Origin of the sequence: Oceanithermus desulfurans, assembly GCF_014201675.1 — a bacterium.
GTDB classification, from domain to species: domain Bacteria; phylum Deinococcota; class Deinococci; order Deinococcales; family Marinithermaceae; genus Oceanithermus; species Oceanithermus desulfurans.
Genome location: NZ_JACHEZ010000001.1, coordinates 25,572 through 50,750 on the forward strand (window position 1 = coordinate 25,572; position 25,179 = coordinate 50,750).

Genomic DNA, 25,179 nt, shown 5'->3' on the forward strand with positions numbered 1-25,179 from the left:
ATGCCCTACGAATGCCCCGTCTGCCACGCGCGCCTGGAGGTGACGGGCCTGGCCTGCCCCAGCTGCCAGACCCGTATCGAGGGGCGCTTCGCCGTCAACGAGTTCGCCGCGCTGCCCCCGGAGCAGCTGGAGATCCTGCGCCTCTTCGTCAAGACCCGGGGCAACCTCAAGGAGATGGAGCGGATCCTCGGCGTCAGCTACCCCACGGTGCGGGCGCGCTTCGAGACGCTGCTGCGGGTCCTTGGTTACGAGGAGGAAGCCGGGTCCGACGTGCCCGTGGAGCGGGCGCGGGTGCTCGAGCAGCTGGAGAAGGGCGAGATCAGCGCAGATGAGGCGGCGGAGCTGCTGCGTGCTTTAAAGAAACACTGAAGGTGGTGCCCTCGCCCACCTGCGACTCCACCCAAACCTCGCCGCCCAGAGCCTCGACGATGGCCTTGACGATGGCCAGCCCCAGGCCCGAGCCGCCGGCAGCGCGGTCGCGCGCCTTGTCCACCCGGTAGAAGCGCTCGAAGAGGTGGGGCAGGTGCTCGGGCGGAATGCCGGGGCCGTTGTCGCTGACCTGCACGATCACGCGGCCCGGCGGTTGCCGGACGCGCAGGGTGATGCGGGTCGCCCCCGCCTTGACGGCGTTGGCGATCAGGTTGGCGAAGACCTGGTGCAGGCGCTCGTCGTCGCCCTCCACCCAGACCTCTTCGGGAGCTTCGAGGACGATCTCGCCCTCGAAGGTGGGGGCGTACTCGCTGGCGATCTCCTGCAGCAGCCCGCGCAGCTCGACGGGCCGCACCTCGAAGCGCCAGCCGCCCTCGCTGCCCGCCAGCTCGAGCAGGTCGGTGACGAGCTTGGTCATGCGCTCGCCCTCGCGCCGGATCGTCTCCAGGCTCTCGCGTTGGACCTCGTTGACCGGAGTGCGCCTGAGCAGGTAGCCGACGTGGCCCAGGATCGCGGTGATCGGGGTGCGCAGCTCGTGGGAGGCGTCGGCGAGGAAGCGGCTCTGCGTCTGGAAGGCGTGCTCCAGGCGCTCGAGCATGCGGTTGAGCGCCCGCGCCAGCGCCGAGACCTCGTCGTGGGTCTCGGGTTCGGGCAGGCGGGTGCGCCCCTTGATGCTCACCTCCTCGGCCTTCTGGGCGATGGCTTCGAGCGGCTCCAGGGTGCGCGCCACCAGCAGGTAGGTGAGCACGCCCCCCAGGGTGAGGACGAAGATCGAGGTAAAGAGGAAGACCCGCGAGAGCTCGGCTAGGGTGGACTCCAGCGGCCGCAGCGGCTTGGCCACGAAGATGGCCACCCAGGTTTCCAGGTTCAAAGGCGCCGTCGGCGCCTTGACGAGGACGCCGTAGACGAGCAGCCTTAGCGGCGGCCGCTCGCCCTGCGGCAGCTGGGCGGTGGCCCAGACCTCGCCCTTCTGCAGCAGCTGGGCATAGTCGTTGGGGGTGAGGAGGAGGCGCTGCCCCAGGGTGCGGCTCGTCGCCACGATCACCTCGTTGGTGAACGACTCCGGCGTCGGGTGGCTGGGGATGAGCAGGTCGATCTCGCCGTAGACCGAGGGCGGCAGCACCTTGCCCAGCACCCCGGAGCGCGAGCCGATGCTGAACTCGATCTCGTACTGCTGGATGACCTGCGCCATCGCGTCCTGCAGCTCGGCGCGCAGGGTCTGGTAGAGGTAGCGCTGCAGCAGCGCGTAGACGCTGGCCCCGATGACGAGCAGCGACAGGGAGAGCACCAGCAGCGTGAGCAGGGTGATGCGGGTGCGCAGGTTCACGGGTATGGGCCGGGGCCGCTCGCCACCTTTCCTCGGGGTGCGGGGTTCAGTCTTCGCGCAGCACGTAGCCGACGCCGCGCACGGTGTGGATCAGCCGCCGCTCGCCCTCGGCCTCCAGCTTCTTGCGCAGGTAGCCGATGTAGACGTCGACCACGTTGGAGCCGCCCTGGTAGCCGGGCCAGACCTTCTCCTCGATCTCGAAGCGGCTGAAGACCTTGCCGGGGCTGCGGGCCAGCAGCTCGAGCAGCTCGAACTCCTTGTTGGAAAGCTCGATGCGCCGACCGCCGCGGAAGACCTCGCGCCCCTCCAGGTTGATGATCAGGTCGGCGACGCGGATCTCGCCGGTGATCGCTGGGGTGACCCGGCGCAGGTGGGCGCGCACCCGGGCGAGCAGCTCCTCGATGGAGAAGGGCTTGACCAGGTAGTCGTCGGCGCCGGCGTCGAGGCCCTCGACCTTGTCGGTGACGGCGTCCTTGGCGGTGAGGATGAGGATGGGGATGTTCGAGGTCTTGCGGATGCGCCGCGCCACCTCGAGGCCGTCCATGACCGGGAGCATCAGGTCGAGGATGACCAGGTTGGGGCTGGTCTCGCGGAACTTGGAGAGGCCGGTGATGCCGTCGTAGGCCACCTCGGTGCGGTAACCCTCGGCCTGGAGCTCGAGCTCGATGAAGCGGGCGATGTCCTTTTCGTCTTCGACGATGAGGATCAGCGGTCCGTCCATGTGTTCGCTGGCTTCGTAGTCGTGTTCCATCATGGTTTAGGTATAGCCTACTTTCTCATGAGAAAGTGGCGTATATCTTAAGAATACACTCATTTATGAAAATCGTCAAGCCGGCGGGCTAGCTGCTGGCGGCGAACAAAACCCAGACGGCGGCGAACATCGTGGCGCTGCCCCCGAGCACGAAGAGGTGCCACAGCTCATGAAAACCGAAGCCGCGGAAGTTGGGCCGCTTGAGCGCGTAGACCAGCGCGCCCAGCGAGTAGAGGGCGCCGCTGGCGATCAGCCAGCCCAGGGCCGCCGGCGGCAGCTGCAGCTGGGGTACCAGGAAGACCGCGAGCCAGCCCAGGCCCAGGTAGGAGAGGGTCGAGAGCCAGCGGGGCGCGGTCATCTTCCAGAGCTTGAGGGCGATGCCGAGCGCCGCCAGCCCCCAGACGAGGCCGAGCCAGCCCCAGCGCGCGACCCCGTCGAGGCGGGTGAGCAGCACCGGGGTGTACGACCCCGCGATGAAGAGGAAGATGGCCGCGTGGTCGAGCTTGCGCAGCCAGGCGAGGCCGCGCTCCCCCAGCCGAGCGGCGTGGTAGCCGGCGCTGGCGGTGTACATCAGGAACATGGTCACGCCGAAGACGACGGCCCCCGCCACCAGCCGGGGATCGGGCCAGGCCAGGGCGACGAGCCAGCCCAGACCGGCGAGGGCCAGCAGCGCGCCGGCGGCGTGGGTGTAGGTGTTGACGGGTTCGCGCGGGGTCTTCACCCCTCCAGGCTACGCCGGGTCCGCTTGAGCTGGGTGAGCCTCGGGGGCGCGGGCGAAGACCCAGAAGCGGTCGGCCAGCAGGTCGGGTTCGCGGCCGTCGGGATAGGTGAGGGCGAAGACGGGGTCGAAGCCCAGCGCCTCCAGCATCGCCCGGACCTCGTCCGGCTCGTAGCCCCGCTCCAGGTGCACCTCCACCTCGCCCTCGACCCAGGCCTCGAGCCGGCCCAGCCGGGTCGCGGCGTCGTAGCCGTAGACGAGCCGTACCCCGTCTTCTTCCCAGGCCTCCTCACGCCAGAGCTCGCGCAGGCCTTCGGGGGTGTTCAGGTCGGCGGCGAGCCATCCCCCGGGGTGGAGGTGCCGCAGGGCGGTGCGGAAGGCCGCCTCCAGGTCCGCGGGTTCGGTGAGGTTGTTGAGGCTGTCGAAGGCGGAGTAGACGAGGTCGAAGCGGCGTCCCAGGTCGAAGCCGCGCACGTCGGCCCGTTGGAACCACACCCCCGGCAGCTTGGCGCGGGCGCGGGCGAGCATGGCCTCGGAGACGTCCACCCCCGCGGCCTCGAGGCCGCGGGCCACGAAGGGTTCGAGGGCGCTGCCCGTCCCCGCTCCCAGCTCGAGCACGCTGCGAGGGAAGCAGCCCTCGCCCCCCAGCACCGCGAGCACGAAACGCGCCCAGCCCTCGTAGGGGACGTCTTCCATGAGGCGGTCGTAGACGCGGGCGAGGATCGAAAACGGCGGGTGCGGCTCCACGCTCCCCAGTCTACGGCGGTACAATGGAACCATAGCACCCCCCTTTGGGGAGAAAGGACCGAGCATGAAACGTTTCCGTACCCGTGCGCTGCACGTGGGTTCGCGGCCCGACCCGGCCACCGGGGCCCACGTCACCCCCGTGTACCGCACGTCCACGTTCGCGTACGGATCCTTCGACCGCGGCGCGCGAATGTTCGCGGGCGAAGAGTCCGGCTACGTCTACACCCGCATCGGCAACCCCACGGTGCGGGTGTTCGAAGAGAAACTGGCGAACCTCGAGGGCGCCGAGGACGCGGTGGCCTTCGCCAGCGGCATGGCGGCGATCGCGGCGCTCACCCTCACCTTTCTGCAGCCGGGCGACGAGCTGGCCTTTCTCGGTCCGCTCTACGGCGGCACCGAGGGGCTCTTCCTGGAGACGCTCACGCGCTTCGGCATCCAGGTGCGCGACGTTTCCGAAGAACCGCCCTCGGCGTGGGTGGGCCCCCGCACCCGGATGCTCTACGTGGAGACGCCCACGAACCCGACCCTGCGCATCCACGACCTGGCCCAGGTCGGCGAGGTCGGGCGCGCGCACGGGGTGCTGACCGTCGCCGACAACACCTTCGCCACCCCCTACCTGACGCGGCCGCTCGAGTTCGGTCTCGACGTGGTGGTGCACTCGGCGACCAAGTACCTGGGGGGTCACGGCGACGCGATCGGCGGTGTGGTCGCGGGACCCGGGGAGATGATGCAGGAGCTGCGGATGCACGGCCTCCGCCACGTCGGCGGGGCGATGAGTCCGGAGGACGCCTTCCTCTTCATGCGGGGGATCAAGACGCTGGCCCTGCGCATGGAGGCCCACTGCGACGGCGCCGAGGCCGTGGCCGCCTACCTGGCCCGCCACCCGGCGGTGGCCCGCGTCTACTACCCGGGGCTGCCCCAGCACCCCGGGCACGAGGTCGCCGCACGCCAGATGGACCGCTACGGCGGGATGGTGGCCCTCGAGCTCCACGGCGGCTTCGACGCCGCCCGCGTCTTCCTCGACGGCCTCGAGCTCTTCACCCAGGCGGTCTCCCTGGGCGACGTCGAGTCGCTGGCCACTCACCCGGCGAGCACGACCCACGAGTTGCTGCCGCCCGAGGTGCTCGAGCGCCAGGGGATCACCCCCGGTCTGGTGCGGCTTTCGGTGGGCATCGAGGACCCGCGCGACCTGACCGAGGACCTGGAGCAGGCCCTCGCCCGGGTCGAGCGCAGCCTCGTCTCCTAGCGGGAGCGAAAAAGAAGGCCGCCGCGCCGTGGCGCGGCGGCCCGCCTTTGGAAGCGGCTACGAGACCTTCTTGTAGCGCAGGTACCAGCGCTTGAACTCGACGTACTCGTCCTTCTTCGCCTCGTCGGCCTTGATGTCGTCGATGGTGCCCGGAGGCGGCACGATCGCCGACTCGCCCGGACGCCAGTCGGCCGGGGTGGCCAGACCGGTCTTGTCGGTGAACTGCAGCGCGTCCACCAGGCGCAGCACCTCGTCGATGTTGCGGCCGTTGGTCAGCGGGTAGTAGAGCATCGCGCGGAGGATGCCCTTGTCGTCGATGACGAAGACGGTGCGCACCGCGGCGGTGTCGGCCGCGGCGGGGTGGACCATGCCGTAGAGGCTCGAGACCTTCATGTCCAGGTCGGCGATCACCGGGAAGTCGATGGTGATCCCGGTCAGGTCCTCCAGGTCCTTGATCCAGGCCAGGTGGCTGTAGATGCTGTCGATCGAGAGACCGACGAGCTGCACGTTGCGCTGGGCGAACTCGTCCGCGCGCTTGGCGAAGCCCAGGAACTCGGTGCTGCAGACCGGGGTGAAGTCGGCCGGGTGACTGAACAGCACCACCCACTTACCCTTCAGGTCCGAGAGCTTGAGCGTGCCCTTGGTGGTCTTGGCCTCGAAGTCGGGCGCCGGTTCGTTGAGCCGCGGAAGCGAGACGACTTTTTCTGTGTTTTCCATACCCGTATACCTCCAAGGGGTAGGATAGCGCAAATCACCTTTTAGTGCAAGTCATTACTATTAGGTATTTCTGAGGAAGCGGGGCGTCGTAGAATGCTCGTGCATGCACTGGCTGATCGACGCGGCGGACGGCGGGGCTTCGGAGCGGATGCTGGAGCGCGCCCGCGAGCTGACGGCCCAAAAACGCCGCGTGTGGTGGTTGACGCTGCCTTCGAACCGCAACTTCGCTTTGCGGCGGCTCGCGGCCCGGGGAGCTGCCCTGGGGGCCGAGGCGGTGCACTTTCAGCAGGTGCACCAGCGGGTGCTGGCCCAGGCCGGCCGCACCGGAACCTTCCTCTCGACCGGCCTGCGGGTGGCGCGGGTGGGGGAGGCGCTGCGCGAGCTGGCGGGCGGGCGCATGCCCGCGCCCGGCGAAGCACGCCTCTTTGCCCGCGCCATCGCCGAGCTCAAGCGCTTCGAGGTCGCCCCCGAAGAGGTGCCGGTCGGCGACGCCGAGTCCCGCAGGTTGCAGCGCGTCTACGCCGCCTACGAGCGGGCCAAGGGCGCGGCGCTGGACCCCGACGACGTGGCCCGGCTCGCCGCCGACCTGGTGGCCGAGGGCGCCTGGCGTCCCGAGACCGACGCGGTCTTCGCCGCCGGGTTCTGGGAGCTCTCGCCGCTCGCGCTCTCGCTGCTGACCGCGATGGAGCGGGCCGGCGTCGAGGTCTGGGCTTCGCTCCCCGAACCCCCGGGGCCCGCGGAGGACCCGCCGCGGCTGCCTGCGGCGGTCGCGGTCTGGCGCGCCGAGAACCCGGTGCACGAGCTGCGCTGGGTGCTGGCGGAGATCAAGCGCGACCTGCTGGTCGGGGGGTTCGACCCCCTCGAGCTGGCGCTCGTCGTCCCCCCCGAGCGCCTGGAGGCGACCAAGATGCTCGCCCGCGAGTACGACCTCTACCTGATGGACGAGACCTACCACGCCCCCAGCGAGGAGGAGCCGGGCAAGCTGCTGGTCGATCTGCTGCGCTTTCCCGACCACCCCACGGCCGAGGGGCTCTTCCTCTTCGAGGAGCTGGCCCCGCTGGGGCGCGCGGCGCTGGCGCGGGGGCTGGCCGGTCTGGACGCGATCCGTAAGCTGGCCCGGCAGCTCGACGAGGCCGAGGGCGGCCGCCTGGCGCCGACGTTGGAGGCGGTGCTCGCCTCCCTCGACCCGCTCGCCGGCGCGCCCGCGGAGGACGCGGCGCGGCGCGCCCACCTGCTCGCCTGGGCGGAGCGGCTGGTGGACGGCCGGCCGCTGCTGGCCCAGAGCCGCTGGCGCGAGGTCTTCCTGCTGCGCGCCCGCGAGGCGCTCGAGGCCGGGGGCCCCGAAGGCTTCCGCGCCTGGTGGGCGGGGCTGCTGGAGCGGGTGCGCCTGCGGGCGCGCCGGCCCGGGGGCGTGGCCCTGCTCAGCCCGCGGGAGGTCAGCGGACGCCGCTACCGCAAGGCCTACGTCCTGGGGGCGAGCGAGGGGGTCTACACCCTGGGCGAGCGCGAGGACTACTTCATCCCCGAGGAGGCGCGGCGGCCCTGGTCCGAGGTTTTCGAGCGGATCTACGCCGAACGGGGGGTGCTGCCGCGCCGCCTGCGGGGCCGGGACGTGCACCTGTGGCGCAGCCTGCGGGCTTTGGCCGACGAGGTCGTGATCAGCTACCCGGAGGCCGATGGGGGGCGGCCGCTGGAGCCGGAGCACGACCTGGTGGGTGCGGCCGAGCCCCGGCCCATGGGGCCGGTGCCGCTGGTCAGCCGGGCGCTCTCGCGTGAGGGCTCGGGCTACCGCGCCCCCCGCGAGGGCGTGCCGCTGCCCGCGCCCAGCGGCCTGAGCCAGGTCTACCGCTTCGATCGCAGCTACGGCGGCTGCGGCTTCCGCTCCTGGCTGGAGGCCCGCGAGGGCCTGCGGCCCGACGAGGACGAGCGCCCCGAGTGGTACCGGGCGCTCGAGCGGCTCGCCGAGGCGAAACGCGAGGGGCGCGCCCCCGACCCGGAGGCCCTGGCCCGCTGGGGAATGACGCCCGCGCGCTTCGAACGCCTGACCTTCTTCCCGGGCGTGAGCTTCGGGGAGCTGACCGTGCACGTTCACGCCGGCGAACGCGAGGGGCGCACCGCGCGCGTCTACCGCTTCGGCGAGGAGCCGCTTACGGAGGCGGAGGTGCGCGAGCGGCTGCGCGACCGCTGGGTCGAGTTCATCGTCGCCGGAACCTACCTGCGCCGCGGCTACGCGGTGGAGCTGTGGTACTGGCCGCTGGGAGGTCCGCCGGTGCGCGGCTACGGCGCCGACCCGCAGCGCGACCGCGAGGCCTGGGTGCGCAAGTTCCAGGAGATGGCCGACCAGCGACGCCGCTGGGCCGAGCGGGCGCTGGAGCGCTGGCGCGCCGCCCGCGCCGAGGCGGTGCCCGGCTGGCACTGCCGCAGCTGCCCCTTCGCCGACGTCTGCCGAAAGGACGAGGTGGAAACGTGAAGGTCCGCATCGCCTCCGCTGGCACCGGCAAGACCTACGCGCTGACGAGCCGTTTCACCGCCGCGCTCGCCGAGCACCCGCCCTACCGCCTGGCCGCGGTCACCTTTACCCGCTCGGCGGCGGCCGAGCTGAAGGCGCGCCTGCGCGAGCGCCTTCTGGCCATCGCCGAAGGCCGCTTTAAGCCTTCGGGCGCGGAGGACGTTCCCCCCGAGGCGGTGGTGCGGCGCGCCGGGGCGCTGGCCACCGAGGTGCTGGGCGCGACCGTGACCACGATCCACGGCTTCTTCGCCGAGCTCCTGCGCCAGAACGCCCTGGCGCTGGGGCTCGAGCCCGACTTCCTGCGCATCGACGCCTCCGAGGCGCAGCAGATCTTCGCCGAGGAGGCGCGCGCCTACGTCTACCTGAACGAGGAGACCGACGAGCTGGCCGAGGTGCTGGGCCGGCTCTTCGCCAAGCGCTCGCTGGCCGCCGAGCTGCGGCCGCAAGGGGCGGCGGCGGAGGCGCTGTGGACCCATTTCCGGGCGGTGCTGGAGCGGTACGCGCGGCGGCTCGGGGGCGAGGCCCTGGGGCCGTCCGACATCGAGCTGCACGCCTGGCGGCTGCTCGAGCGGGCGGGGCGCGAGGAGGCGCTGGCGGCGCGCATCCGCTCGCGCCTGTCCCGGGTCTTCGTGGACGAGTACCAGGACACCAGCCCGCTGCAGGGCCGGGTCTTCGCGGCGCTGGAGGCGTTGGGGGTGGAGGTCGAGGTCGTGGGCGACCCCAAGCAGTCGATCTACGCCTTCCGCAACGCCGACGTGGAGGTCTTCCGCGAGGCCATGCGCCGCGGGGAGCCGCTGCCGCCGCTGGTGACGAGCTGGCGCCACGACCGGGCGCTGGTGCGCTTCCTCAACCGCTACGTCGACTGGGTGGCGGACGAGCGTCCCGAGGCGTTCGCGCGCGCGGAGGCGCCGCCGGTCGAGGCGCGGCCCGGCGCCGGGCCGGGCCGGGTGCGGCTCCAGCTCGTGCAGGGCGAGGCGCGCCAGGACGCGCTGCGACCCTACGAGGCCGACCAGCTCGCCCGCTGGCTGCTCGAGCAGCACGCGGAGCACGCCTGGCGCGAGATGGCCGTGCTGGTGCGCAGCCACAGCTCGGTGCCGCTCCTCGCCCGCGCCCTCTCCGCCCACGGCGTGCCGCACGTCGTCGTCGGCGGACGCGGCTTCTACGACCTGATCGAGGTGCGCGACCTGGTGCACGCGGCGCGGGTGGCGCTCGACCCGCGCGGGCGGTTCAGCCTCGCCGCCTTCCTGCGCGGCCCCTTCGCGGGGCTGGACCTGGCCCGCGTCGAACGGGTGCTGGAGGCGGAGGACCCGCTAGCCGAGCTCGAGCGCGCCGCGCCCGAGGTGGCCGAGCGCGTCGCCCGGCTTTCCCGCTGGGTGCAGACCCTGCGCCCCCTCGACTTCTTCGAGCGGATGGTGCGCACCCCCTTCCTGAACGGCGAGAGCTACCTCGAGCGGCTCGAGCCCCCCGCCCGCGCCAACGTCGACCAGCTCCTCTTCCGGCTGGCGAGCCGGCGTTACGGGCGGCTCGAGTTCCTGCTGCGCGACCTCGAGGAGCTGCGCGGCAGCGACGAGGCCGGCGTTCCCGAGGGCGGCTTCGACGCGGTGCGGATCTACACGATGCACGGCAGCAAGGGGCTGGAGTGGCCGGTCGTGGCCGTCTTCGACCTCAACCGCGGCCAGCCCGACGGCGCCGAACCCTTCTACGTGCGCCCCGGCTCGGGCGAGTTCGCCGCCGAGGCGGACCCCGACTACGCGCGCTTCGCCGCGGAGTGGAAGGAACGGGAGCGGCAGGAGGCCTACCGCCTGCTCTACGTCGCCCTCAGCCGCCCCCGGTCGCGGCTGCTGCTCAGCCTGAGCGTGCAGCTCAAGCCCGACGGCGAAGGGCTGCGGCCCAAGTTCTGGCGGCGCACCCTGGGGCGCACCCTGATCGAGGAGATGAACCTGGCGGCGTGGGACGCGCTCGAGGTGGAGCGGCTCGACGTCGAGCGGCTGCCCGCGCCCAAGGCCGCCGCGGCCGCGGCCCGCCGCGCCGCCGAGGTGGACGAGCGCCTGCGCGCCCCGGTGGAGCCGCTGGCGCGGCCTCCGGTCTACTCGCCCAGCGCCCTCAAGGCCGAACGCCCGGCCCCGCCCGAACTGGACGACGAGGGCGACGTCGCCGTCGAGCTCGAGGAGGCGGGGGTGGACCCGGGGCTGGTGGCGCGCACCGTGGGCATCCTCGTCCACTACGCCATCGGGCAGGACTGGGGACCCGAGCGCCTCGCCGACCTCTGGAACCAGGAGGCGGTGCAACGGCTCACCGAACCCGAACGCACCCGGGTGCAGACCGAGGTGGCCCAGCGGCTCGAGACCTACTGGAGGCTGCTGGGCGCGGAGCTGCCGGCGCTCGCGGAGCGCGACGAGGACTACGCCGAGTTTCCGCTGCTGCTGCCCACCCGCACCCCGCGGCTGGATACGGTCTGGGAGGGCGTGATCGACCGCCTCTACCGGGTGGGCGACGCCTGGGTGCTCGAGGACTACAAGACCGACCGCGAGCTGCACCCCGAGCGCTACCACTTCCAGCTCGCCCTCTACCGCCGCGCCGTGGCCGCGGCCTGGGGCATCGAGCCGGTGGCGCGGCTGGTCTACCTACGTTTCGGCGAGGTCGTCCCCCTCGAGGCCGAGCTCCTGGAAGAGGCCTTCGAGCGTGGGGTGGCCGAGGCCGAGGAGGTCTAGCGCCGCGTCGGCGCGCTCGATCGCCAGCGTGCCCTCGACTTCGCGGCCGCTATGGATCAGCAGCAGCCCCGACCAGCGCTCGAGCACCGCGGCCTCGCCGCGCGACGCGGTCCGGGCGGCCTCCCGCAGCAGCCGGGCGGCCTCCCGCTCCCGGCCCGCTGCCAGCGCGGCCCGCAGCCGCGACTTAAGCCCCGGCGTCAGCCGCGTCTTCGAGGCGGACCTCCCAGGTGATCTCGGCGTTGAGGTTGGCCGAGGCGCTGCAGAACTTTTCGTGGCTCAGGCGTACCGCCTGGGCGAACTGCTTTTCGGTCACGCCCTCGCCGGCGCCGACGTGGACCACGTGGATGTGGGTGTAGCGCCGCGGGTGCTTCTCGGCCCGCTCGCCGGTCACCTCGACCCGGTACCGCGCCAGCGGGGTCCGCTTCTTCTTCATGATGTCGACCACGTCGTAGGCGGTGCAGCCGCCGAGCGCCGCCAGCAGCAGCTCCATCGGGCGCAGGCTCACCGCGGGGCTCGCCCCGTCCACGATCACCGTCCGGTCGTTTTCGTTGTGCGCCGCGAAGCGCTTTTCGCAAAGTTGTTCGATCACTACGGTTCGCTTCTCGCCCATCGTCCCTCCGGCCCCCACTTTACTAGAGCAGGCCGTGGGTGTAGCCGCCGTCCACCATGACCGCCTGCCCGGTCAGGTACGACGCCGGCTCGCTCACCAAAAAGGCGGCCACCGCGGCGATCTCCTCCGGCCGCGCCATGCGCCGGGCGGGGATCTGGGCCAGCAGGCGCTGCTCGAGCGCCTCGGGCGTGGTGTTCTGGCGCGCGGCGTTGTCCTCGAAGAGGTGCTTCACCCGCTCGGTGGCGGTGTAGCCGGGGCCCAGGGTGTTCACGGTGACGCCGTCCGCGGCGACCTCGCGCGACAGCGTCTTGGCGAAGCCGGTCACCGCCGCGCGCAGGGCGTTGGAGAGCGCCAGGTTCTCGATCGGCTCCTTGACCGAGATGGAGGTGATGTAGAGGATCCTGCCCCAGCCGCGCTCGCGCATGCCGGGCAGCACCCGCCGCGTCAGGCGGATCTGGGGGTAGAACAACAGCTCCGCGGCGGCGCGCCAGGCCGCCTCGTCGAGAGCGTGGGCCTCGCCGCTCGGGGGCCCCCCGGTGTTGCCCACCAGCAGGTCGACGGGTCCGAACTCGCGTTCGGCGAAGGCGACCAGCTGCTCCGCGGTTTCGGGGTCGTTCAGGTCGCCGGCGTAGTAGGCGGCGTCGCCCGCGGCGGCGCAGATCTCGGCGGCGGCACGGGCCAGCTTTTCCTCGTTGCGGGCGGAGAGCACCACCCGCGCGCCTTCGGCGGCCAGGGCGTCGGCGACGGCGCGGCCGATGCCCTGGGAGGCGCCGGTGACGATGGCGGTCTTACCCTTGAGTCCCAGGTCCATACCCCCATTATCGCAGGGCGGCGCGGTGTAGGCTGCGTTCATGGAGATCCGCGTCCTGGAAGAGCTGGTCGAGTTCGGCCAAGAAAAGATGAAGAAGATCCCCGTCTTCGACTCGCCCCACATGTTCTACGACCTCTACGCCCTGCTGCCGGGGCAGATGCAGAAGGTGCACGCCCACGAGGGTTCCGACAAGGTCTACCTGGTGCTCGCCGGCGAGGTTCGGGTGCAGGTGGGCAAGGCGCAGGCCACCCTGACCACGGGTCAGGCGACCCGCGCGCCGGCGGGCGAGGAGCACGGGGTCTGGAACGCCAGCGAGCAGCCGGCGGTGCTGCTGGTGGTGATGGCGCCGCGGCCTAGCTGAGCCGCTTGTAGTACCAGCTCAGGGTGGGGCCGCCGTCCTTGAGGTAGCGGTAGCCGAGCTTCTTCCAGAAGGCGACGGCGCCGGGGTTGTGGCCGTAGACCGCCGCATAGAGGCGCCGCGACTCGTGCGCGAGCAGCGACTCCAGGTCTTCGATGGCGGCGCGCCCGAACCCGCGGCCCTGGTGGGGTTCGGCGATCAGGATCAGCGTGACCGTGGCCTCGTCCTCGCCCGGGTAGCGGCGCTTGAAGTCGAGGTAGCCGACGGTCCGGCCCTCGTGGTTCACCAGGTAGGCGCGCCGGGCGGGGTCGGCCAGGATGGCCTCGACCTCGCGCTCGACGTCGGGAAGGGCCGGCACCTCGATGCCGATCCGTTCGAAGTGGCGCGGGCTCGCCCGGTAGACGGAGTGGATGCGGGGCGCGTCTCCCGCGCCTACGGGCTGCAGCTCGACCGCTCGTGTGGGCATCATCTCAGCGTCATTCTATCCAGTCGTGGGTGAAGGTTGTGTGACGAGCGCGACGAAGGCCAGGGCGTAGTCGCGCTCGTGGCTCAGGGTGACGAGGGCGGTCAGGCCCCGTTCGGCGAGGGCGCGCTCGAGCTCGGGGCTGAAGCGCAGCACCGGCCGCGGCCCCTGGTGGGCCACGGCGACGTCGCGCCAGCCGAGCCGCGCAGGCCAGACCTTGGCGAAGGCCTCCTTGGCCGCCCAGCGGACGGCGAGGCGGGGGGCGGGGTCGGCGGCGGCCAGCGCGTAGGCGCGTTCCTCGGGAGTGAAGTGGCGCTCGAGGAAGCGCCGGGGGTGACGCCGGTAGACCCGGCGGATGCGCTCCACCGCGACGAGGTCGCTGCCGATGGCGACGATCACGCCTGCAGTATACTTTCGGGGCGATGGCGGAGCTGCCGGGGGCGTTCCTGAACAAGATGGCCGAGCTGCTGGGGGACGAATACCCCGACTTCCTGCGGGCCCTGACCGAGGAGCCGCGCAGCCACGGGCTGCGCGTCAACACCCTGAAGCTCTCGCCCGCCGAGCTGCGGGCGCGGGTTCCCTGGGCGCTCGAGCCCATTCCCTGGAGCCCCGCGGGCTTCTACTACCCTCCGGAGGCCCGCCCCGGCCCCCACCCCTACCACTACGCCGGCCTCTACTACATCCAGGAGCCCAGCGCCCAGGCGGTGGGTGAGGTGCTGGCCCCCCGGCCCGGCGAGCGGGTGCTCGACCTGGCCGCGGCGCCCGGGGGCAAGACCACCCACCTCGCCGCCAAGATGGAGGGGCGCGGCCTGCTCGTGGCCAACGAGGTCGACTCGGGCCGCATCCGCGGCCTGCTCGACAACCTCGAGCGCTGGGGGAGCATCCAGGCGGTGGTTCAGGCTCCGGTGGCGCGGCTGGCCGAGCGCTGGGGGGCGTTCTTCGACCGGGTGCTGCTCGACGCCCCCTGCAGCGGCGAGGGGATGTTCCGCAAGGAGCCGGCGGCCGCGGCGCGTTGGGGTCCGGCGGCCCCCGCGCGCGCCGCGGCGGTGCAGGCGCGGTTGCTCGAGGCGGCCGCGGCGCTGGTGCGGCCGGGCGGGGTGCTCGTCTACGCCACCTGCACCTTCGCTCCCGAGGAGAACGAGGGCGTCGTCGGCGCCTTCCTGCGGGCGCACCCCGAGTTCGACGTCGAAGACGCACGCCTCCACCCCAGCTTCGCGCCGGGCGTCCCCGCCTGGGGCGGGGGCGAGGCCCGGCTCGCGCGGACCGCCCGCCTCTGGCCCCACCGGTTGCGCGGTGAAGGGCACTTCCTGGCGCGGCTGGTGCGGCGCGAAGGAGCGGCGGGTTCCCCCCCGCGCTTCCGTCCGCCGCGGCCCGACCACCGGGCGCTGGCCGAGTGGCGCGGCTGGGCGCGCGACCACCTGAAGAGCCCGCCCGAAGGTGCGTTGTGGGAGCGCAGCGGGCACCTCTACCTGCTGCCCGAAGGCCTGCCCGACCTGGGGCGGATCGCGGCGCCGGCGCCGGGCCTCTACCTGGGCCAGGCCAAGAAGGGCCGCTTCGTTCCCGCGGCGCACCTGGCCCACGCGCTCCCGCCCGGGGCCGCCGGGCCGGAGCTCGCCCTGCGGGCCGACGATCCCCGGGCCCTCGGCTTCGCGCTGGGCGAGCCGGTGGCGCACCAGGGCCCCGGCGGCTGGTACTGGGTGACGGTGGAGGGCTTCGGCCTGGGCTGGGGCAAGGCCAAGGGCCGGGTGCTGCGCCCGGCGCACGCCCGGCTCTAACGTTCCAGAATCTCGTAGATGAGGTCGAGGTCGTGCACGACCTCGGGTCCCGGTTCGCCCAGCCGCACCAGGTAGGCGTGCCAGCCGAGGGTGCGGGCGACGCGCACGTTGTCGGGGTAGTCGTCGAAGTAGGCGATCGCCTCCGGGGGCAGCCCCAGCTCCTCGCCCACCCGGCGGAAGATCCGCCCGTCGGGCTTCAGCAGCCCCAGGGTGTTGCTGGCGAAGAAGCGGTCGACGAACTCGGCGAGGCCGTGGTAGGCCAGGCTCTCGCGCAGGCTGGGGGTGGTGTTCGAGAGCACGGCGACGGTGTACCCCTGCACCTGCAGCCACTCGAGCAGCGGCCGTGCCCCCACGGTGGGCTCGATGAAGCGGTAGTAGGGCCAGGTGGCCACCAGCTCGGCGGGCGAGCAGCGGCTCTTGAGCCGCCGCAGCAGCTCCCGCGCCATCTCCAGCCAGAAGCGCGTCTCCTCCTCGGGCGGCACCTTCAGCCTGCGGATCTCGGCGGCGTAGCGCTCCCAGATCGGGGTCAGGGTGGCCAGCAGGGCGTCGGCTTCGAGCCCGCCGGGGGTGCAGGGGGCCAGCCACTCGGCGAACCGCCGTACCACGCCGCGGGCCGGCCGCATCAGCACCCCGTCGCGGTCGAAGACCACCGCCCGGATCATGGAGCCATTTTATCGGGATCGCGGCCCCGGAGCACGGGGCGCACGCCCCGCTCGGTGGCCAGGAAGTCCACCGGGACGTCCCAGGGGTCGCGGGGCAGCGCTTCGAGCACCAGGGCTTCGGGCACCAGGCCGATCCGCAGCACCCGCGGCGGCAGCGCCGCCAGGAAGCGGTCGTAGTAGCCGGCCCCGTAGCCGAGCCGGCCGCCGGCGCGGTCGAAGGCGAGGCCGGGGACGACGACGGCGTCGAGGCCCGCCGGATCGACCTCGGGCGCACCCGCGGCCGGCTGCTCGAAGCCGTAGCGGTGGCGTTCGCGCGGGGCGTCGAAGGGGTGCACGCTCAGGCCCCCGGGCGCGGTGCGCGGCAGGAAGTAGCGGGCCTCGGGGTAGCGCCGGAGCAGGCCCAGCGGCGAGGGTTCTCCCCGAAACGGCAGGTAGAGGAGCACCCGGCCCGCCCCCCGCCGGCGCAGGAAGTCGGCCAGCGCCGCCGTCGCGGCCTCGCCGATCCGCTCCGTGTCCAGGCGGGCGCGCCGCTTAAGAAGTTGCCTGCGCAGCTCCGGCTTCATGCGGACCAGTCTAACCCTCGCCGCGGTCTTGACACTCAAGCGCCGTGAGTGTCAAAATGCCGAACGGAGGAACGATGCCGACCTACGTGTACAAAGGACTGGAAAGCGGCGAGTACTTCGAAGTGGAGCAGAGCATCCACGACGACCCGCTGACCCATCACCCCGAGACGGGCGAGCCGGTGAAGCGCGTGATCCAGCCGGTGGGCGTGATCTTCAAGGGCTCGGGCTGGTACGTGAAGGATTCCCGCAGCTCCGGCTCGCAGGGCGGGAAGAAGTCCACAGGCGGCTCCGAAAAGGCCACGAAAAGCGCCGCCGCGGACTGACCGGGCGGCGTGCGAACGGGGGCGGCCGGGCCGCCCCCGGGTTTTATTTCCAGGGCCCGAAGCTGATCGAGTCCCCCTCCTTCACGCCGCGCGCGGCGAACCAGCCCTGGTTCACTTCCAGCGCCCCCACGTAGGCGAGGCCCGGGGCGTAGACCGGGCAGCGGTCCGACTCCTCGGGCGGCAGGGTGCAGGGGTCCATGTCGAGGATGCGCACGATGCGGCCGTTCTGGTCGAAGAAGGCGATAGAGAGCGGAATCTTGGTGTTCTTCATCCAAAACCCCACGTCGGTCGCCCGGGGGAAGAGGAAGACCATGCCGTGGTCTTCGGCCAGCTCGGTGCGGTACATCAGCCCCCGCATCTGCTGTTCGGGGGTCTCGGCCACCTCCACGACGAGTTCATAGGTCTGCGACGGGGTGGTCACGTAGAGCACCCGCTGGCGCAGCTGCAGCGGCGGCGGGGTGGACTCGAGCCGCAGCTGGGTGGCGGCGAAGTAGCCGTAGGTTCCCAGCGCCACGACCACGCCGATCAGGAGCCACTTAAACTTGGCCATCGTGAGATCACCTCCCGGGTGATGCGGTTCTCCAGTTCGTCCGCGGGCAGCTCCGCGTCGAGGACGACGAAGCGTTCGGGTTCGCTCCTGGCCAGGCTGCGGTAGCCCTCGCGCACCCGCCGGTGAAACTCCAGCGACTCCCCTTCCAGCCGGTCGCGCCCGGCCAGCCGCGCCAGCCCCCGTTCGGGCGGCAGGTCGAGCAGGAAGGTGAGGCTGGGGAGGACGCCGCGGAGGATGCCGGCGCTCACCGCCCGCAGCCAGTCGAGGTCGAGGCCGCGGCCGTAGCCCTGGTAGGCGTAGGACGAGTCCACGAAGCGGTCGCTGATGACGAAGGCCCCCTCCGCGAGCGCCGGCCGCACGATCGTGCGCAGGTGCTCCGCCCGGTCCGCCGAGTAAAGGAGGAACTCCGCCTCTTCGCCCATGGGTTCCTCGCGGTGGAGCAGCCAGCTGCGGATCTCCTGCCCCAGCAAGGTGCCGCCCGGTTCGCGGGTCAGGGTGACGCTCGCGCCGCGCGCCCGCAGCCAGGCCGCGAGGCGGCCCGCCTGGGTGCTCTTGCCCGAGCCCTCGGGGCCTTCGAAGCTGATGAAACGCAGCGGTTCGCCCATGGTCACAGGCCTGTGGGGCGGTCGAAGAAGGTCCAGGGCAGGCCGAACTCGGCCTCGAGGCGGGCCGCCAGCGCCTTCACCCCGAAGGTCTCGGTGTCGTAGTGGCCGGCGTAGACCACGTTGATGCGGCGCTCGAAGGCCTCGTGGAAGACCTCGTGCTTGGGCTCGCCGGTGATGAAGACGTCCAGCCCTTCCTCGTCGGCCTCGACCAGCGTCCAGGCGGCGGCGCCCGAGACGATGCCCCCGCGGCCGATCAGGTCGCCGCCGCCCTGGTGCACCAGGCTCTGCATGCCGGTGAGCTGGCCCAGGCGGTCGGCCACGTCGTGCAGGGTGGTGCCGGCGGGGAAGCGGCCCTTGAAGCCGATCTTGACGCCCTTGTAGCTGCCGAAGGGCTCCAGGTCCACCATGCCCAGCTCGCGGGCCAGCACGGCGTTGTTGCCCACCTCGGGGTGGGCGTCGAGGGGCAGGTGGGCGGCGTAGAGGCCGATGCCGGCGTCGAACAGCGTCTGGATGCGCTTCTTCACGTGCCCCCGCAGCGCCAGCGGCTGCCCCCAGAAGAGGCCGTGGTGCACGATCAGCAGGTCCACCCCCGCGGCCACCGCGTCGTCGAAGGTGGCCTGGGCGGCGTCCACGGCCACGCCGATGCGCTCGATGGTCTCCTTGCCCTCCACCTGCAAGCCGTTGAGGGCGAGGTCGGGGTAGTCGTGGATCTTCAGGAAGTCGTCGAGCCAGGTTACGAGGCGGTCTCTTTGCATGGTTGCTCCTTCAAGCGGCGTCCGCGGATCAGGAAGATGGCGACCGCGAGCACGAGGGTGATTGCCCCCAGCACCCCCAGCTCCACCATCGTCTCCTGGAAGGCGAGCGGCGCCGGGGCGGGGGAGGTGGTGCTGAGCGTCGCGGTGATCACCAGGATGCGCCGCACCGAGGCGATGATGCCCACGATCAGCACCGGCTCGATCTGCAGGACCCCGGTCTCGAGGAAGGTCAGGGTGGTGTAGACGACCTGGGCGAGCATCAGGGTGAGCAGCGAGCCGTTGAGCAGCGCCAGGGTGCCGTCGGTGTAGCTGGCCTGGGCGTAGAGCCCGAAGACGTAGACCAGCGTGTAGCCGAGGTAGACCAGCGCCCCGATCATCAGCGAAACCGCGACGAGCCAGTAGATGACCCGTTCGCCGTGCTCGAGGGGCGGGATCAGGTTGGGGCGCAGGCGCGGCACGACCCCAGTCTACCGCCGCCGAATTAGGAAGATGGCGAACGCGAAGCAGACGATGGCCAGCGACAGCAGCCCCAGCTCGGCCAGCACCGCGAGGAAGTGGGCGCTCTCGAGGCTCATGTCCACGGTGCTCTCGGCGGTGATGACGAGCATGCGCCGCACCGCGGCGATCACGCCCACGACCAGGAAGGGCTCCGCCTCGAGGTGGCCTTCGCGCGAGAAACGGGCGACGGTGTAGATGATCTCGGCGATCATCAGCGCCAGCAGCACCCGGTCCAGCAGCCGCACGATGGCGCCGGCCAGGTTCTGGCTCGAGAACAGCCCGATCGCCTCCCAGACCGCGAAGCCCAGGAGCGCCGCGGCGGCGAGGGAAAGGATGTAGCCCGCGGCCAGGTAGATCGACGCCTCGATGCGCTCGAGCAGGCTGGTGGGGAAACGCTCCATGCCCTCAGTCTAGCCCCAGCAGGCGGCGTGCCAGGGCGGCCTCGTCCCAGGGCAGGGTGGCGTCCGCGCGCTCCAGCGTACGTTCGTGCCCCTTGCCGGCGAGCACCACGGTGTCGCCGTCGCCGGCGAGCTCGAAGGCCAGGGCGATGGCGCGCGCCCGGTCGGGCTCGAGCCGGTAGCGCTCGCCTTCCCGCGCCCCCGCCTCCCGCGCCCCGCGCGCCATCGCCGCCAGGATCTCCTCCACCGGCTCGCTGCGGCTGTCCTCCTCGGTGAAGACGGCCAGGTCGGCGCGCTCGGCGGCCACCCGGCCCAGCGGGGCGCGCTTTCCGGGGTCGCGCTCGCCGGCGGAGCCGACGACGACGATCAGGCGTCCGCGGGTCGTGGGGGAGAGCGCCGCCAGCGTCGCGGCCAGGCCCTTGGGGGTGTGGGCGAAGTCCACCACCACCCGGAAGGGCCGGGTCTGAACGATCTGCATCCGTCCGGGCACCCCTCCGAACCGCGGCAGCTCCGCCGCGGCGCGCTCCGGGCTCACCCCCGCGGTGTAGCCCGCGGCCAGGGCCGCGAGGGCGTTCTCGGCGTTGTAGCGCCCCAGCATCGGCAGCCGGGTCTCGAAACGGCCCTCGGGGCTCGAAAACGCGAAGGCGAGCCCTTCCGCCTCCTCGTGCACCGCAAGCAGCTCGAAGACACCGCCGGGGCCGTAGCTCAGGTGGGGCCGGTGCACCAGCCGCATGGCGTAGGGGCAGGCGGTGTTGAGCACCGCGAGCCGCGCCCGCTCGACCAGCGCGGCCTTGGCGCGGAAGTAGCCCTCCATGTCGCCGTGGAAGTCGAGGTGTTCGGGGCTGAGGTGGGTCCAGACGGCCAGGTCGAAGTCCACGGCGTCGAGCCGGTGCTGCGCCAGCGCGTGGGAGCTGGACTCGAGCACCGCGTGGCTGAGGCCGGCCGCGACCATCTCCGCCAGCAGCCCCTGCACCTCCGGAGCCTCGGGGGTGGTGAAGTGGCCTTCGGGGAAGACGAGGCCCGCGCCGGTGTCGTGGCCCACGGTGCCGATCAGGCCCGTGCGCCGGCCGCCGGCGGCGAGCAGGTGGCGGAGCAGGAAGGCCGTCGTCGTCTTGCCGTCGGTGCCCGTGACCCCGGCGACCCACAGCTTTTCGGAGGGGCGGTCGAAGAACCCGGCTGCCAGCCGCGCCAGCGCCGGCCGCAGCTCGGCCTCGGGCAGGCGCAGGTAGGGCACCCCGGGGCGCAGCTCCCGCGCGCCCACCACGGCCACCGCACCCCGGCGCACGGCGTCGTCCACGAAGGCGTGGCCGTCGAAGCGCCGGCCTGGCAGGGCTACGTAGACGAAGCCGGGCTCCACCCGCCGGGAGTCGTGGGTCACGCCCCGCACCTCCGCGTCCGGGAAGGCGGGGCCGAAGGGGGCGAAGAGTTCGCGCAGGGTCATGGGCTCACTCGAAGAGCTCGAAGGGCTGGAGGCCGCGCACCTCGAGCTGCTGGTAGATCCAGCGGCGGTCCTCGGGGTTCTCCACGAAGTCCAGCTCGTCGCCGGGCAGCGTGAGCACCGGCACGTCTTTCAGGCCGCCCACCCACTCCTCGTAAAGCTGCGCCAGCGCCGCCAGGTAGGCCTCGGGGATGGCGCGCTCGTAGTCGCGTCCCCGCTTGGCGATGCGCGCCTTGAGCGTCTCCACGCCGGCGTGGATGTAGATGAGCAGGTCGGGCTGCCTCAGCGCCCGCGCCACCCCCTGGAAGAGCGCGGTGTAGGTGGCCCAGTCGCGGTCCGAGAAGTGCCCCTGCTGCCGCAGGTTGCGCGCGAAGACGTGGGCGTCCTCGAAGACGGTGCGGTCCTGCACCACCCGCCGCCGGGGGTTGATCTCGCTCAGGTGCTGGTCCAGCCGCTTGGCCAGGAAGAAGACCTGCGAGTGGAAGGCCCAGCGCCGCATGTCGAGGTAGAAGTCGGCGAGGTAGGGGTTCTCCTCGACGGCCTCGTAGACGGGGTGCAACCGGTAGCGCGCCGCCAGCAGCCTGGTCAGCGTGGACTTGCCCGATCCGATGTTTCCGGCGATGGCGATGTACATGCCCGCCCTTAGTCTACGCTGGCCCGGGCCAGCACCTGGCGCGTCACCCAGTGGGCGGCGGCGGGATCGTCGGCGTAGTTGACGTCGGTGTTGTCGAAGATCCAGAGGCGGCCCCGGTAGCGCGCGAAGTGGCGGTCGTAGGCCTCGGTGAGGCGCTGCAGGTAGCCGGGGTCGATGCCGCGTTCGAAGCTGCGGCCGCGGCGGCGGATGCGCTCGAGCAGCACCTCCAGCGGCGCGCGCAGGTAGATCGTCAGGTCAGGGGTGGGGATGCGCGGCGAAAGGCTCTGGTAGAGCTCCTGGTAGAGCTGCCACTCGTGCCCCGCGAGATTGAGCGAGGCGAAGATGAAGTCCTTGTCGAAGAGGTAGTCGGCCACCACCGCGCGCTCGAAGAGGCGCGGCTGCGCCAGGTGCTCGAGCTGCTTGTAGCGCGAGAGCAGGAAGAAGACCTGGACCTTGAAGGCGTAGTGCTCCGGGTCCTCGTAAAACAGCGGCAGGAAGGGGTTCTCCTCGACGACCTCGAAAAGCGCCTCGCCCTCGAGGGCCTGGGCGAGGTGGCGGGTGAGCGTGGTCTTACCGACCCCAATGGGTCCTTCGATGGCGATGTACACGTCGTCTCCCGGGTGTCAGCGTCGTGCGGTGAGTTGCACGGTCACGGTGATCTTCTGGCCGTTGCGCCAAAGGGTGAGCTCTACCTTCTCGCCCGGGCGCCTGCGGGCGATCTCGCGGATCACGTCGAAGCGGTTCTTGACGGCCTTGCCGCCCACGGCGACGATGACGTCGCCCAGTTCCACGAGCTTGCCGTAGCGGTCGCGCCGCGCCCCCTGCAGCCCCGCGGCCTCGGCGGGGGAACCCGGCTGCACCCGGTCGACCATCGCCCCCTGAGTGCTTTCCAGGCCTGCGAGGCGCAGGGTGAGGGGGTCCAGCTCGGTGAGGTCGACGAGCGCCGCGCCCAGCCAGCCGCGCTGGGGCACCCCGAACTGCTCGAGGTCGTAGATGCTCTGCACCACCAGGTAGCCGGGTACGGCGATGCCCAGGCCGCCGATGCCGCTGGCGCCGCCCAGCACCGCGTCGATCACCCCGATGACCCGGCCCTGGCCGTCGAGCAGCGGGCCGCCCGAGTTGCCGGGTTCGACGCGGGCGTCGGTGTAGAAGATCTCGGGGATCTCGATGCCCACGTCGCCCTCGCCCAGCTGCCCCACGAAGTCGAAGGGGCCGCTGCCGGAGATGACGCCCACCGAGACCAGGTTGCGCTTGCCGAAGGGGGAGCCCAGCACGATCGCCGTCTGCCCCGCGAGCACCTGGGTCTCGCGGGCGAAGGTGAGGGTGGCCGGCGCGGTGGCCCCGTGCACCTCGAGGATGGCCAGGTCGATGCCGCGGTCCACCGCGAAGACGTCGGCGGGGTAGCTGCGGCCGTCGTAGAGGGTGACCGTCAGGTTCTTGAGACCGTCCACGACGTGGAAGTTGGTGACGACCCGGCCGCTCGAGTAGAAGAAGCCCGACCCCCAGACCGCGTCCTCGCCGCCGGCGTAGGTGGGGGTGCCCTGGATCTTGACCACGGCGGGCATGGCCTCCTGGATCACCCGTACGCGGGCGGCCTCGGCCGCGCCCGAGACTTCGGCCCAGGCGGGCAGGGCGAGCGCGGCGATCAACCAGAAGGCCGTGGCGAGGGAGGGGCGCAGGTCGCGGGGTCGCATTCGCCTTAAAGTATACGGCCCGGGTCTTAAACTCGCGTAAGATTACATCGCTTCGGGGGCGCCGATGCCGAGCAGGCCGAGCCCCGTGGCCACCGTCTGCTTCAAGCGGCGCACCAGCGCAAGCCGCAGGCCGCGCAGCCCCTGGGGGGCGGTGAGCACCGGGGTGGCGGGGCGGCCGTCCTCCTTGGCGTTGTAGTAGGCGTTCCAGGCGGCGGCGAGGTCGAGCAGGTACTGGGCGAGGACGTGCGGCGTCTTCAGCTCGGCCGACTTCTGCACCGACTCCTCGAAGCGCAGCAGCACCTTGGCCAGCTCCACCTCGTAGGGCGTGGCCCGGGCGTAGTCGGGTTCGTCGGCGAGGCCTTCGGCCTCGGCCTTGCGCAGAATCGAGGCGGCGCGGGCGTGGGCGTACTGCAGGTAGGGGGCGGCGTCGCCCTCGAAGCTGAGCGCCTGGTCCCAGCGGAAGTCGATCTGCTTCTTGGGCTCGGTCTTGACCATCGCGAAGCGAACGGCGCCGATGCCCACCATGCGGGCCACCGCGTCCGCGTTCTCCAGGCCGGGGTTCTTCTCGGCGATCACCGCGCGGGCGCGGCGCACCGCTTCCTCGAGCACCTCGTCGACGCTGACGGTGTGCCCCTTGCGCCCCGACAGCGGCTTCCCCTCGAGCAGCACGGTCTCGTAGGCCAGGTGGTAGGCGCCCTCGGCCAGGTCGTGGCGGCCGGCGGCCTCGAGCGCCGCCTTGAGCACCTGCTGGGGGTAGCTCTGGCGCACGTCGATGACGTTGATCGTCTCCTGGGCGTTCCCGAAGGGCATGGGCTCGCCTTCGGGGTGGCTGGTGTAGAGCTGGCGGCCGGAGGGCTGGCGGGTGAAGGGACGGAAGCGCAGCCCCGAGAGCAGGCCCATCTTCCAGAACTGGAAGGCGATGTCCTTGGCCGTGTAGGTGGCCGTGCCGTCGGAGCGCAAGAGCACCAGGTAGGGGTCTTCCATCCCCTCGATGAAGGCCGAGGTGTCCATCACCAGGGCGCCCTGGTACTTGCCTTCCGAGGGCCGGCTGACGTAGGGGGTCGCTTCGAGCAGCTCGAGCGCCTGCTGCAACAGCCCCTCGCGCACCAGGTCCGACTCCCAGACGAGGACGTCGTACTCGGCGTTCAGGCTCCACATCGTCTCCAGCTGGGCGGCCAGCAGCTTTTCGATCTCGCCGCGCAGCTCGCCGGCCTCGAGCCGGTGCAGCACCGCGCGGATGGCCGGCTCCAGCCGGGCCTTGGCCTCCTCGTCTTCCATCTCGCGGTGCAGCCGCACGTAGGCCTCGCCCACCCAGTGGTCGTACTTCTTGGAGCCGTCGTAGACCAACCCGTAGTGCTCGAGCGCGAACAGGCTCTCGGCCGACTGGCGGCCGGTGTCGTCGATGTAGTTGAGCACCTCGACCTCGCGCCCGGCGAAGTCGAGGATGCGGGCGATGGCGTCGCCCAGCGCCACGTTGCGCAGGTGCCCCACGTGCAGCTCCTTGTTGGGGTTGACCGAGGTGTGCTCCACCAGCACCTTGCCGTCCTGCTTGGGCGCGGGCCCCACGGACCGGGCGGCGGCGCTGGCCAGCCAGGCGGGGTCGAGGAAGAAGTTGACGTACCCCCCCGCGACCTCCACCCGCTCGACGCCCTCGGGCGGGCTCAGCTGGTCGGCCAGCTCGGCGGCGATCTGCGGCGGCGGCTTGCGCAGCCGGCGCGCCAGGCGGAAGGCCACCGGCGTGCCGTAGTCGCCCGGCTGGTTGGGCGGGGTCTCCTGGATCTCGATCGGGGGCGGTTCGTCCACGCCCAGGGCCTCGAGGGCCCGAGCGACGGCTTGTTGGAGGGGGGCCTTGACGCCGGTCATCAAGGGGCCATTCTAACCGGAAGG

At 71.8% G+C, this 25,179-nt stretch carries 29 protein-coding genes; 7 read left to right on the forward strand and 22 right to left on the reverse strand.

Translation table 11 applies throughout. From position 1 onward, the window contains the following. Positions 1-369 carry a DUF2089 domain-containing protein gene (locus HNQ05_RS00235; protein ID WP_147147917.1) on the forward strand — a complete coding sequence of 123 codons (369 nt, stop codon included), beginning with the start codon at positions 1-3 and terminating at the stop codon, positions 367-369. Here the strand turns inward: HNQ05_RS00235 and HNQ05_RS00240 are convergent. The 4 genes from HNQ05_RS00240 to HNQ05_RS00255 form a co-directional block, all read right to left on the reverse strand. Then, the gene (locus tag HNQ05_RS00240; protein ID WP_147147844.1) at positions 320-1,756 is read right to left on the reverse strand and encodes a sensor histidine kinase; all 1,437 of its coding nucleotides are present in this window, start codon (positions 1,754-1,756) and stop codon (positions 320-322) included. The two genes, HNQ05_RS00235 and HNQ05_RS00240, sit on opposite strands and share 50 nt — an antisense overlap. Before the next feature lie 46 nt (positions 1,757-1,802). Continuing rightward, the gene (locus HNQ05_RS00245) at positions 1,803-2,477 is read right to left on the reverse strand and encodes a response regulator transcription factor (protein WP_041554805.1); all 675 of its coding nucleotides are present in this window, start codon (positions 2,475-2,477) and stop codon (positions 1,803-1,805) included. A gap of 118 nt (positions 2,478-2,595) precedes the next feature. Next, positions 2,596-3,228: a PAQR family membrane homeostasis protein TrhA gene (gene trhA / locus HNQ05_RS00250; protein ID WP_147147842.1), complete on the reverse strand. Its 633-nt coding sequence runs from the start codon at positions 3,226-3,228 to the stop codon at positions 2,596-2,598. A 9-nt stretch (positions 3,229-3,237) separates the two neighbouring features. Further along, positions 3,238-3,972 (reverse strand): class I SAM-dependent DNA methyltransferase, encoded by a 735-nt coding sequence (locus HNQ05_RS00255; RefSeq protein ID WP_147147839.1) that lies wholly within the window; start codon positions 3,970-3,972, stop codon positions 3,238-3,240. Positions 3,973-4,036: 64 nt separating this feature from the next. Between HNQ05_RS00255 and HNQ05_RS00260 the strand changes: the two genes are divergently transcribed. Next, a complete protein-coding gene (locus HNQ05_RS00260) occupies positions 4,037-5,218 on the forward strand; it encodes a trans-sulfuration enzyme family protein (RefSeq protein WP_147147837.1) in 1,182 nt (393 codons plus the stop codon). A gap of 57 nt (positions 5,219-5,275) precedes the next feature. On the opposite strand, the gene HNQ05_RS00265 is transcribed toward HNQ05_RS00260, so the two are convergent. Then, a complete protein-coding gene (locus tag HNQ05_RS00265) occupies positions 5,276-5,935 on the reverse strand; it encodes a peroxiredoxin (RefSeq protein WP_013458200.1) in 660 nt (219 codons plus the stop codon). Between the two features lie 103 nt (positions 5,936-6,038). Between HNQ05_RS00265 and HNQ05_RS00270 the strand changes: the two genes are divergently transcribed. Beyond that, positions 6,039-8,405 carry a PD-(D/E)XK nuclease family protein gene (locus tag HNQ05_RS00270; RefSeq protein ID WP_183677489.1) on the forward strand — a complete coding sequence of 789 codons (2,367 nt, stop codon included), beginning with the start codon at positions 6,039-6,041 and terminating at the stop codon, positions 8,403-8,405. After that, a complete protein-coding gene (locus HNQ05_RS00275; RefSeq protein ID WP_246104122.1) occupies positions 8,402-11,155 on the forward strand; it encodes a UvrD-helicase domain-containing protein in 2,754 nt (917 codons plus the stop codon). Before HNQ05_RS00270 ends, HNQ05_RS00275 begins: the two co-directional genes overlap by 4 nt. Here HNQ05_RS00275 and HNQ05_RS00280 read toward each other — a convergent pair. From HNQ05_RS00280 to HNQ05_RS00290, 3 genes are all read right to left on the reverse strand, one after another. Continuing rightward, on the reverse strand, positions 11,069-11,242 hold the full coding sequence (locus HNQ05_RS00280) for a hypothetical protein (RefSeq protein ID WP_183677491.1): 174 nt from the start codon (positions 11,240-11,242) through the stop codon (positions 11,069-11,071). The genes HNQ05_RS00275 and HNQ05_RS00280 overlap by 87 nt on opposite strands. Positions 11,243-11,339: 97 nt before the next feature. Continuing rightward, positions 11,340-11,765 (reverse strand): OsmC family protein, encoded by a 426-nt coding sequence (locus tag HNQ05_RS00285; protein ID WP_147147835.1) that lies wholly within the window; start codon positions 11,763-11,765, stop codon positions 11,340-11,342. A gap of 22 nt (positions 11,766-11,787) precedes the next feature. Next, entirely contained in the window at positions 11,788-12,576 is a 789-nt protein-coding gene (locus HNQ05_RS00290; RefSeq protein WP_147147833.1) for an SDR family oxidoreductase, read from the reverse strand. Between the two features lie 40 nt (positions 12,577-12,616). On the opposite strand from HNQ05_RS00290, the gene HNQ05_RS00295 reads away from it, so the two are divergent. Then, positions 12,617-12,937, forward strand: coding sequence for a cupin domain-containing protein (locus HNQ05_RS00295; RefSeq protein WP_147147831.1), 321 nt, complete (start codon positions 12,617-12,619; stop codon positions 12,935-12,937). Here HNQ05_RS00295 and HNQ05_RS00300 read toward each other — a convergent pair. Both HNQ05_RS00300 and HNQ05_RS00305 read right to left on the reverse strand, forming a co-directional pair. Then, positions 12,930-13,403 (reverse strand): GNAT family N-acetyltransferase, encoded by a 474-nt coding sequence (locus HNQ05_RS00300; protein ID WP_147147829.1) that lies wholly within the window; start codon positions 13,401-13,403, stop codon positions 12,930-12,932. The genes HNQ05_RS00295 and HNQ05_RS00300 overlap by 8 nt on opposite strands. Positions 13,404-13,415: 12 nt before the next feature. Further along, positions 13,416-13,796: a 4'-phosphopantetheinyl transferase superfamily protein gene (locus HNQ05_RS00305; RefSeq protein WP_147147827.1), complete on the reverse strand. Its 381-nt coding sequence runs from the start codon at positions 13,794-13,796 to the stop codon at positions 13,416-13,418. A 23-nt stretch (positions 13,797-13,819) separates the two neighbouring features. Between HNQ05_RS00305 and rsmF the strand changes: the two genes are divergently transcribed. Next, on the forward strand, positions 13,820-15,172 hold the full coding sequence (gene rsmF / locus HNQ05_RS00310) for a 16S rRNA (cytosine(1407)-C(5))-methyltransferase RsmF (RefSeq protein WP_147147824.1): 1,353 nt from the start codon (positions 13,820-13,822) through the stop codon (positions 15,170-15,172). Here rsmF and HNQ05_RS00315 read toward each other — a convergent pair. Then, positions 15,169-15,834: an HAD-IA family hydrolase gene (locus HNQ05_RS00315; RefSeq protein ID WP_147147822.1), complete on the reverse strand. Its 666-nt coding sequence runs from the start codon at positions 15,832-15,834 to the stop codon at positions 15,169-15,171. The two genes, rsmF and HNQ05_RS00315, sit on opposite strands and share 4 nt — an antisense overlap. After that, positions 15,831-16,397, reverse strand: coding sequence for a 5-formyltetrahydrofolate cyclo-ligase (locus tag HNQ05_RS00320; RefSeq protein WP_147147820.1), 567 nt, complete (start codon positions 16,395-16,397; stop codon positions 15,831-15,833). The genes HNQ05_RS00315 and HNQ05_RS00320 overlap by 4 nt, the downstream gene beginning before the upstream one ends. A gap of 74 nt (positions 16,398-16,471) precedes the next feature. Here HNQ05_RS00320 and HNQ05_RS00325 point away from each other — a divergent pair, with 74 nt between their 5' ends. Further along, positions 16,472-16,720, forward strand: coding sequence for an FmdB family zinc ribbon protein (locus HNQ05_RS00325; RefSeq protein ID WP_147147817.1), 249 nt, complete (start codon positions 16,472-16,474; stop codon positions 16,718-16,720). Between the two features lie 43 nt (positions 16,721-16,763). On the opposite strand, the gene HNQ05_RS00330 is transcribed toward HNQ05_RS00325, so the two are convergent. Genes HNQ05_RS00330 through HNQ05_RS00375 form a run of 10 tightly spaced genes read right to left on the reverse strand, consistent with a single transcriptional unit; the run spans position 16,764 to position 25,155 of the window. Beyond that, positions 16,764-17,270 carry a DUF192 domain-containing protein gene (locus tag HNQ05_RS00330; RefSeq protein WP_147147815.1) on the reverse strand — a complete coding sequence of 169 codons (507 nt, stop codon included), beginning with the start codon at positions 17,268-17,270 and terminating at the stop codon, positions 16,764-16,766. Further along, entirely contained in the window at positions 17,246-17,875 is a 630-nt protein-coding gene (tmk, locus tag HNQ05_RS00335; protein WP_147147813.1) for a dTMP kinase, read from the reverse strand. Before tmk ends, HNQ05_RS00330 begins: the two co-directional genes overlap by 25 nt. 2 nt (positions 17,876-17,877) lie before the next feature. Further along, positions 17,878-18,630: a Nif3-like dinuclear metal center hexameric protein gene (locus HNQ05_RS00340; RefSeq protein WP_147147811.1), complete on the reverse strand. Its 753-nt coding sequence runs from the start codon at positions 18,628-18,630 to the stop codon at positions 17,878-17,880. Continuing rightward, the gene (locus HNQ05_RS00345; protein WP_147147809.1) at positions 18,609-19,088 is read right to left on the reverse strand and encodes a phosphate-starvation-inducible PsiE family protein; all 480 of its coding nucleotides are present in this window, start codon (positions 19,086-19,088) and stop codon (positions 18,609-18,611) included. The genes HNQ05_RS00340 and HNQ05_RS00345 overlap by 22 nt, the downstream gene beginning before the upstream one ends. A gap of 9 nt (positions 19,089-19,097) precedes the next feature. Further along, on the reverse strand, positions 19,098-19,529 hold the full coding sequence (locus HNQ05_RS00350) for a phosphate-starvation-inducible PsiE family protein (protein ID WP_147147807.1): 432 nt from the start codon (positions 19,527-19,529) through the stop codon (positions 19,098-19,100). A gap of 4 nt (positions 19,530-19,533) precedes the next feature. Next, entirely contained in the window at positions 19,534-20,967 is a 1,434-nt protein-coding gene (locus tag HNQ05_RS00355; protein ID WP_147147806.1) for a UDP-N-acetylmuramoyl-L-alanyl-D-glutamate--2,6-diaminopimelate ligase, read from the reverse strand. A gap of 4 nt (positions 20,968-20,971) precedes the next feature. After that, positions 20,972-21,598, reverse strand: coding sequence for a deoxynucleoside kinase (locus tag HNQ05_RS00360; RefSeq protein WP_147147804.1), 627 nt, complete (start codon positions 21,596-21,598; stop codon positions 20,972-20,974). An 8-nt stretch (positions 21,599-21,606) separates the two neighbouring features. Then, positions 21,607-22,206, reverse strand: a complete 600-nt coding sequence (locus tag HNQ05_RS00365; protein WP_147147802.1) for a deoxynucleoside kinase — start codon at positions 22,204-22,206, stop codon at positions 21,607-21,609. A gap of 15 nt (positions 22,207-22,221) precedes the next feature. Beyond that, entirely contained in the window at positions 22,222-23,292 is a 1,071-nt protein-coding gene (locus tag HNQ05_RS00370) for a S1C family serine protease (RefSeq protein WP_147147800.1), read from the reverse strand. Positions 23,293-23,334: 42 nt separating this feature from the next. After that, a complete protein-coding gene (locus HNQ05_RS00375; RefSeq protein ID WP_147147797.1) occupies positions 23,335-25,155 on the reverse strand; it encodes an arginine--tRNA ligase in 1,821 nt (606 codons plus the stop codon). Between the last annotated feature and the right edge of the window lie 24 nt (positions 25,156-25,179).

Bases quoted from the DNA above. Each gene is read 5' to 3' on its own strand.
- HNQ05_RS00260 (WP_147147837.1), top strand. From the start codon at position 4,037: ATGAAACGTTTCCGTACCCGTGCGCTGCACGTGGGTTCGCGGCCCGAC.
- HNQ05_RS00360 (WP_147147804.1), bottom strand. From the start codon at position 21,598: ATGTACATCGCCATCGCCGGAAACATCGGATCGGGCAAGTCCACGCTG.
- HNQ05_RS00370 (WP_147147800.1), bottom strand. From the start codon at position 23,292: ATGCGACCCCGCGACCTGCGCCCCTCCCTCGCCACGGCCTTCTGGTTG.
- HNQ05_RS00265 (WP_013458200.1), bottom strand. From the start codon at position 5,935: ATGGAAAACACAGAAAAAGTCGTCTCGCTTCCGCGGCTCAACGAACCG.
- HNQ05_RS00315 (WP_147147822.1), bottom strand. From the start codon at position 15,834: ATGATCCGGGCGGTGGTCTTCGACCGCGACGGGGTGCTGATGCGGCCG.
- HNQ05_RS00350 (WP_147147807.1), bottom strand. From the start codon at position 19,529: ATGGAGCGTTTCCCCACCAGCCTGCTCGAGCGCATCGAGGCGTCGATC.
- HNQ05_RS00290 (WP_147147833.1), bottom strand. From the start codon at position 12,576: ATGGACCTGGGACTCAAGGGTAAGACCGCCATCGTCACCGGCGCCTCC.
- HNQ05_RS00285 (WP_147147835.1), bottom strand. From the start codon at position 11,765: ATGGGCGAGAAGCGAACCGTAGTGATCGAACAACTTTGCGAAAAGCGC.
- HNQ05_RS00270 (WP_183677489.1), top strand. From the start codon at position 6,039: ATGCACTGGCTGATCGACGCGGCGGACGGCGGGGCTTCGGAGCGGATG.
- HNQ05_RS00320 (WP_147147820.1), bottom strand. From the start codon at position 16,397: ATGAAGCCGGAGCTGCGCAGGCAACTTCTTAAGCGGCGCGCCCGCCTG.
- HNQ05_RS00330 (WP_147147815.1), bottom strand. From the start codon at position 17,270: ATGGCCAAGTTTAAGTGGCTCCTGATCGGCGTGGTCGTGGCGCTGGGA.
- HNQ05_RS00245 (WP_041554805.1), bottom strand. From the start codon at position 2,477: ATGGACGGACCGCTGATCCTCATCGTCGAAGACGAAAAGGACATCGCC.
- HNQ05_RS00340 (WP_147147811.1), bottom strand. From the start codon at position 18,630: ATGCAAAGAGACCGCCTCGTAACCTGGCTCGACGACTTCCTGAAGATC.
- HNQ05_RS00375 (WP_147147797.1), bottom strand. From the start codon at position 25,155: ATGACCGGCGTCAAGGCCCCCCTCCAACAAGCCGTCGCTCGGGCCCTC.
- HNQ05_RS00300 (WP_147147829.1), bottom strand. From the start codon at position 13,403: ATGATGCCCACACGAGCGGTCGAGCTGCAGCCCGTAGGCGCGGGAGAC.
- HNQ05_RS00355 (WP_147147806.1), bottom strand. From the start codon at position 20,967: ATGACCCTGCGCGAACTCTTCGCCCCCTTCGGCCCCGCCTTCCCGGAC.
- rsmF (WP_147147824.1), top strand. From the start codon at position 13,820: ATGGCGGAGCTGCCGGGGGCGTTCCTGAACAAGATGGCCGAGCTGCTG.
- HNQ05_RS00295 (WP_147147831.1), top strand. From the start codon at position 12,617: ATGGAGATCCGCGTCCTGGAAGAGCTGGTCGAGTTCGGCCAAGAAAAG.
- tmk (WP_147147813.1), bottom strand. From the start codon at position 17,875: ATGGGCGAACCGCTGCGTTTCATCAGCTTCGAAGGCCCCGAGGGCTCG.
- HNQ05_RS00235 (WP_147147917.1), top strand. From the start codon at position 1: ATGCCCTACGAATGCCCCGTCTGCCACGCGCGCCTGGAGGTGACGGGC.
- HNQ05_RS00325 (WP_147147817.1), top strand. From the start codon at position 16,472: ATGCCGACCTACGTGTACAAAGGACTGGAAAGCGGCGAGTACTTCGAA.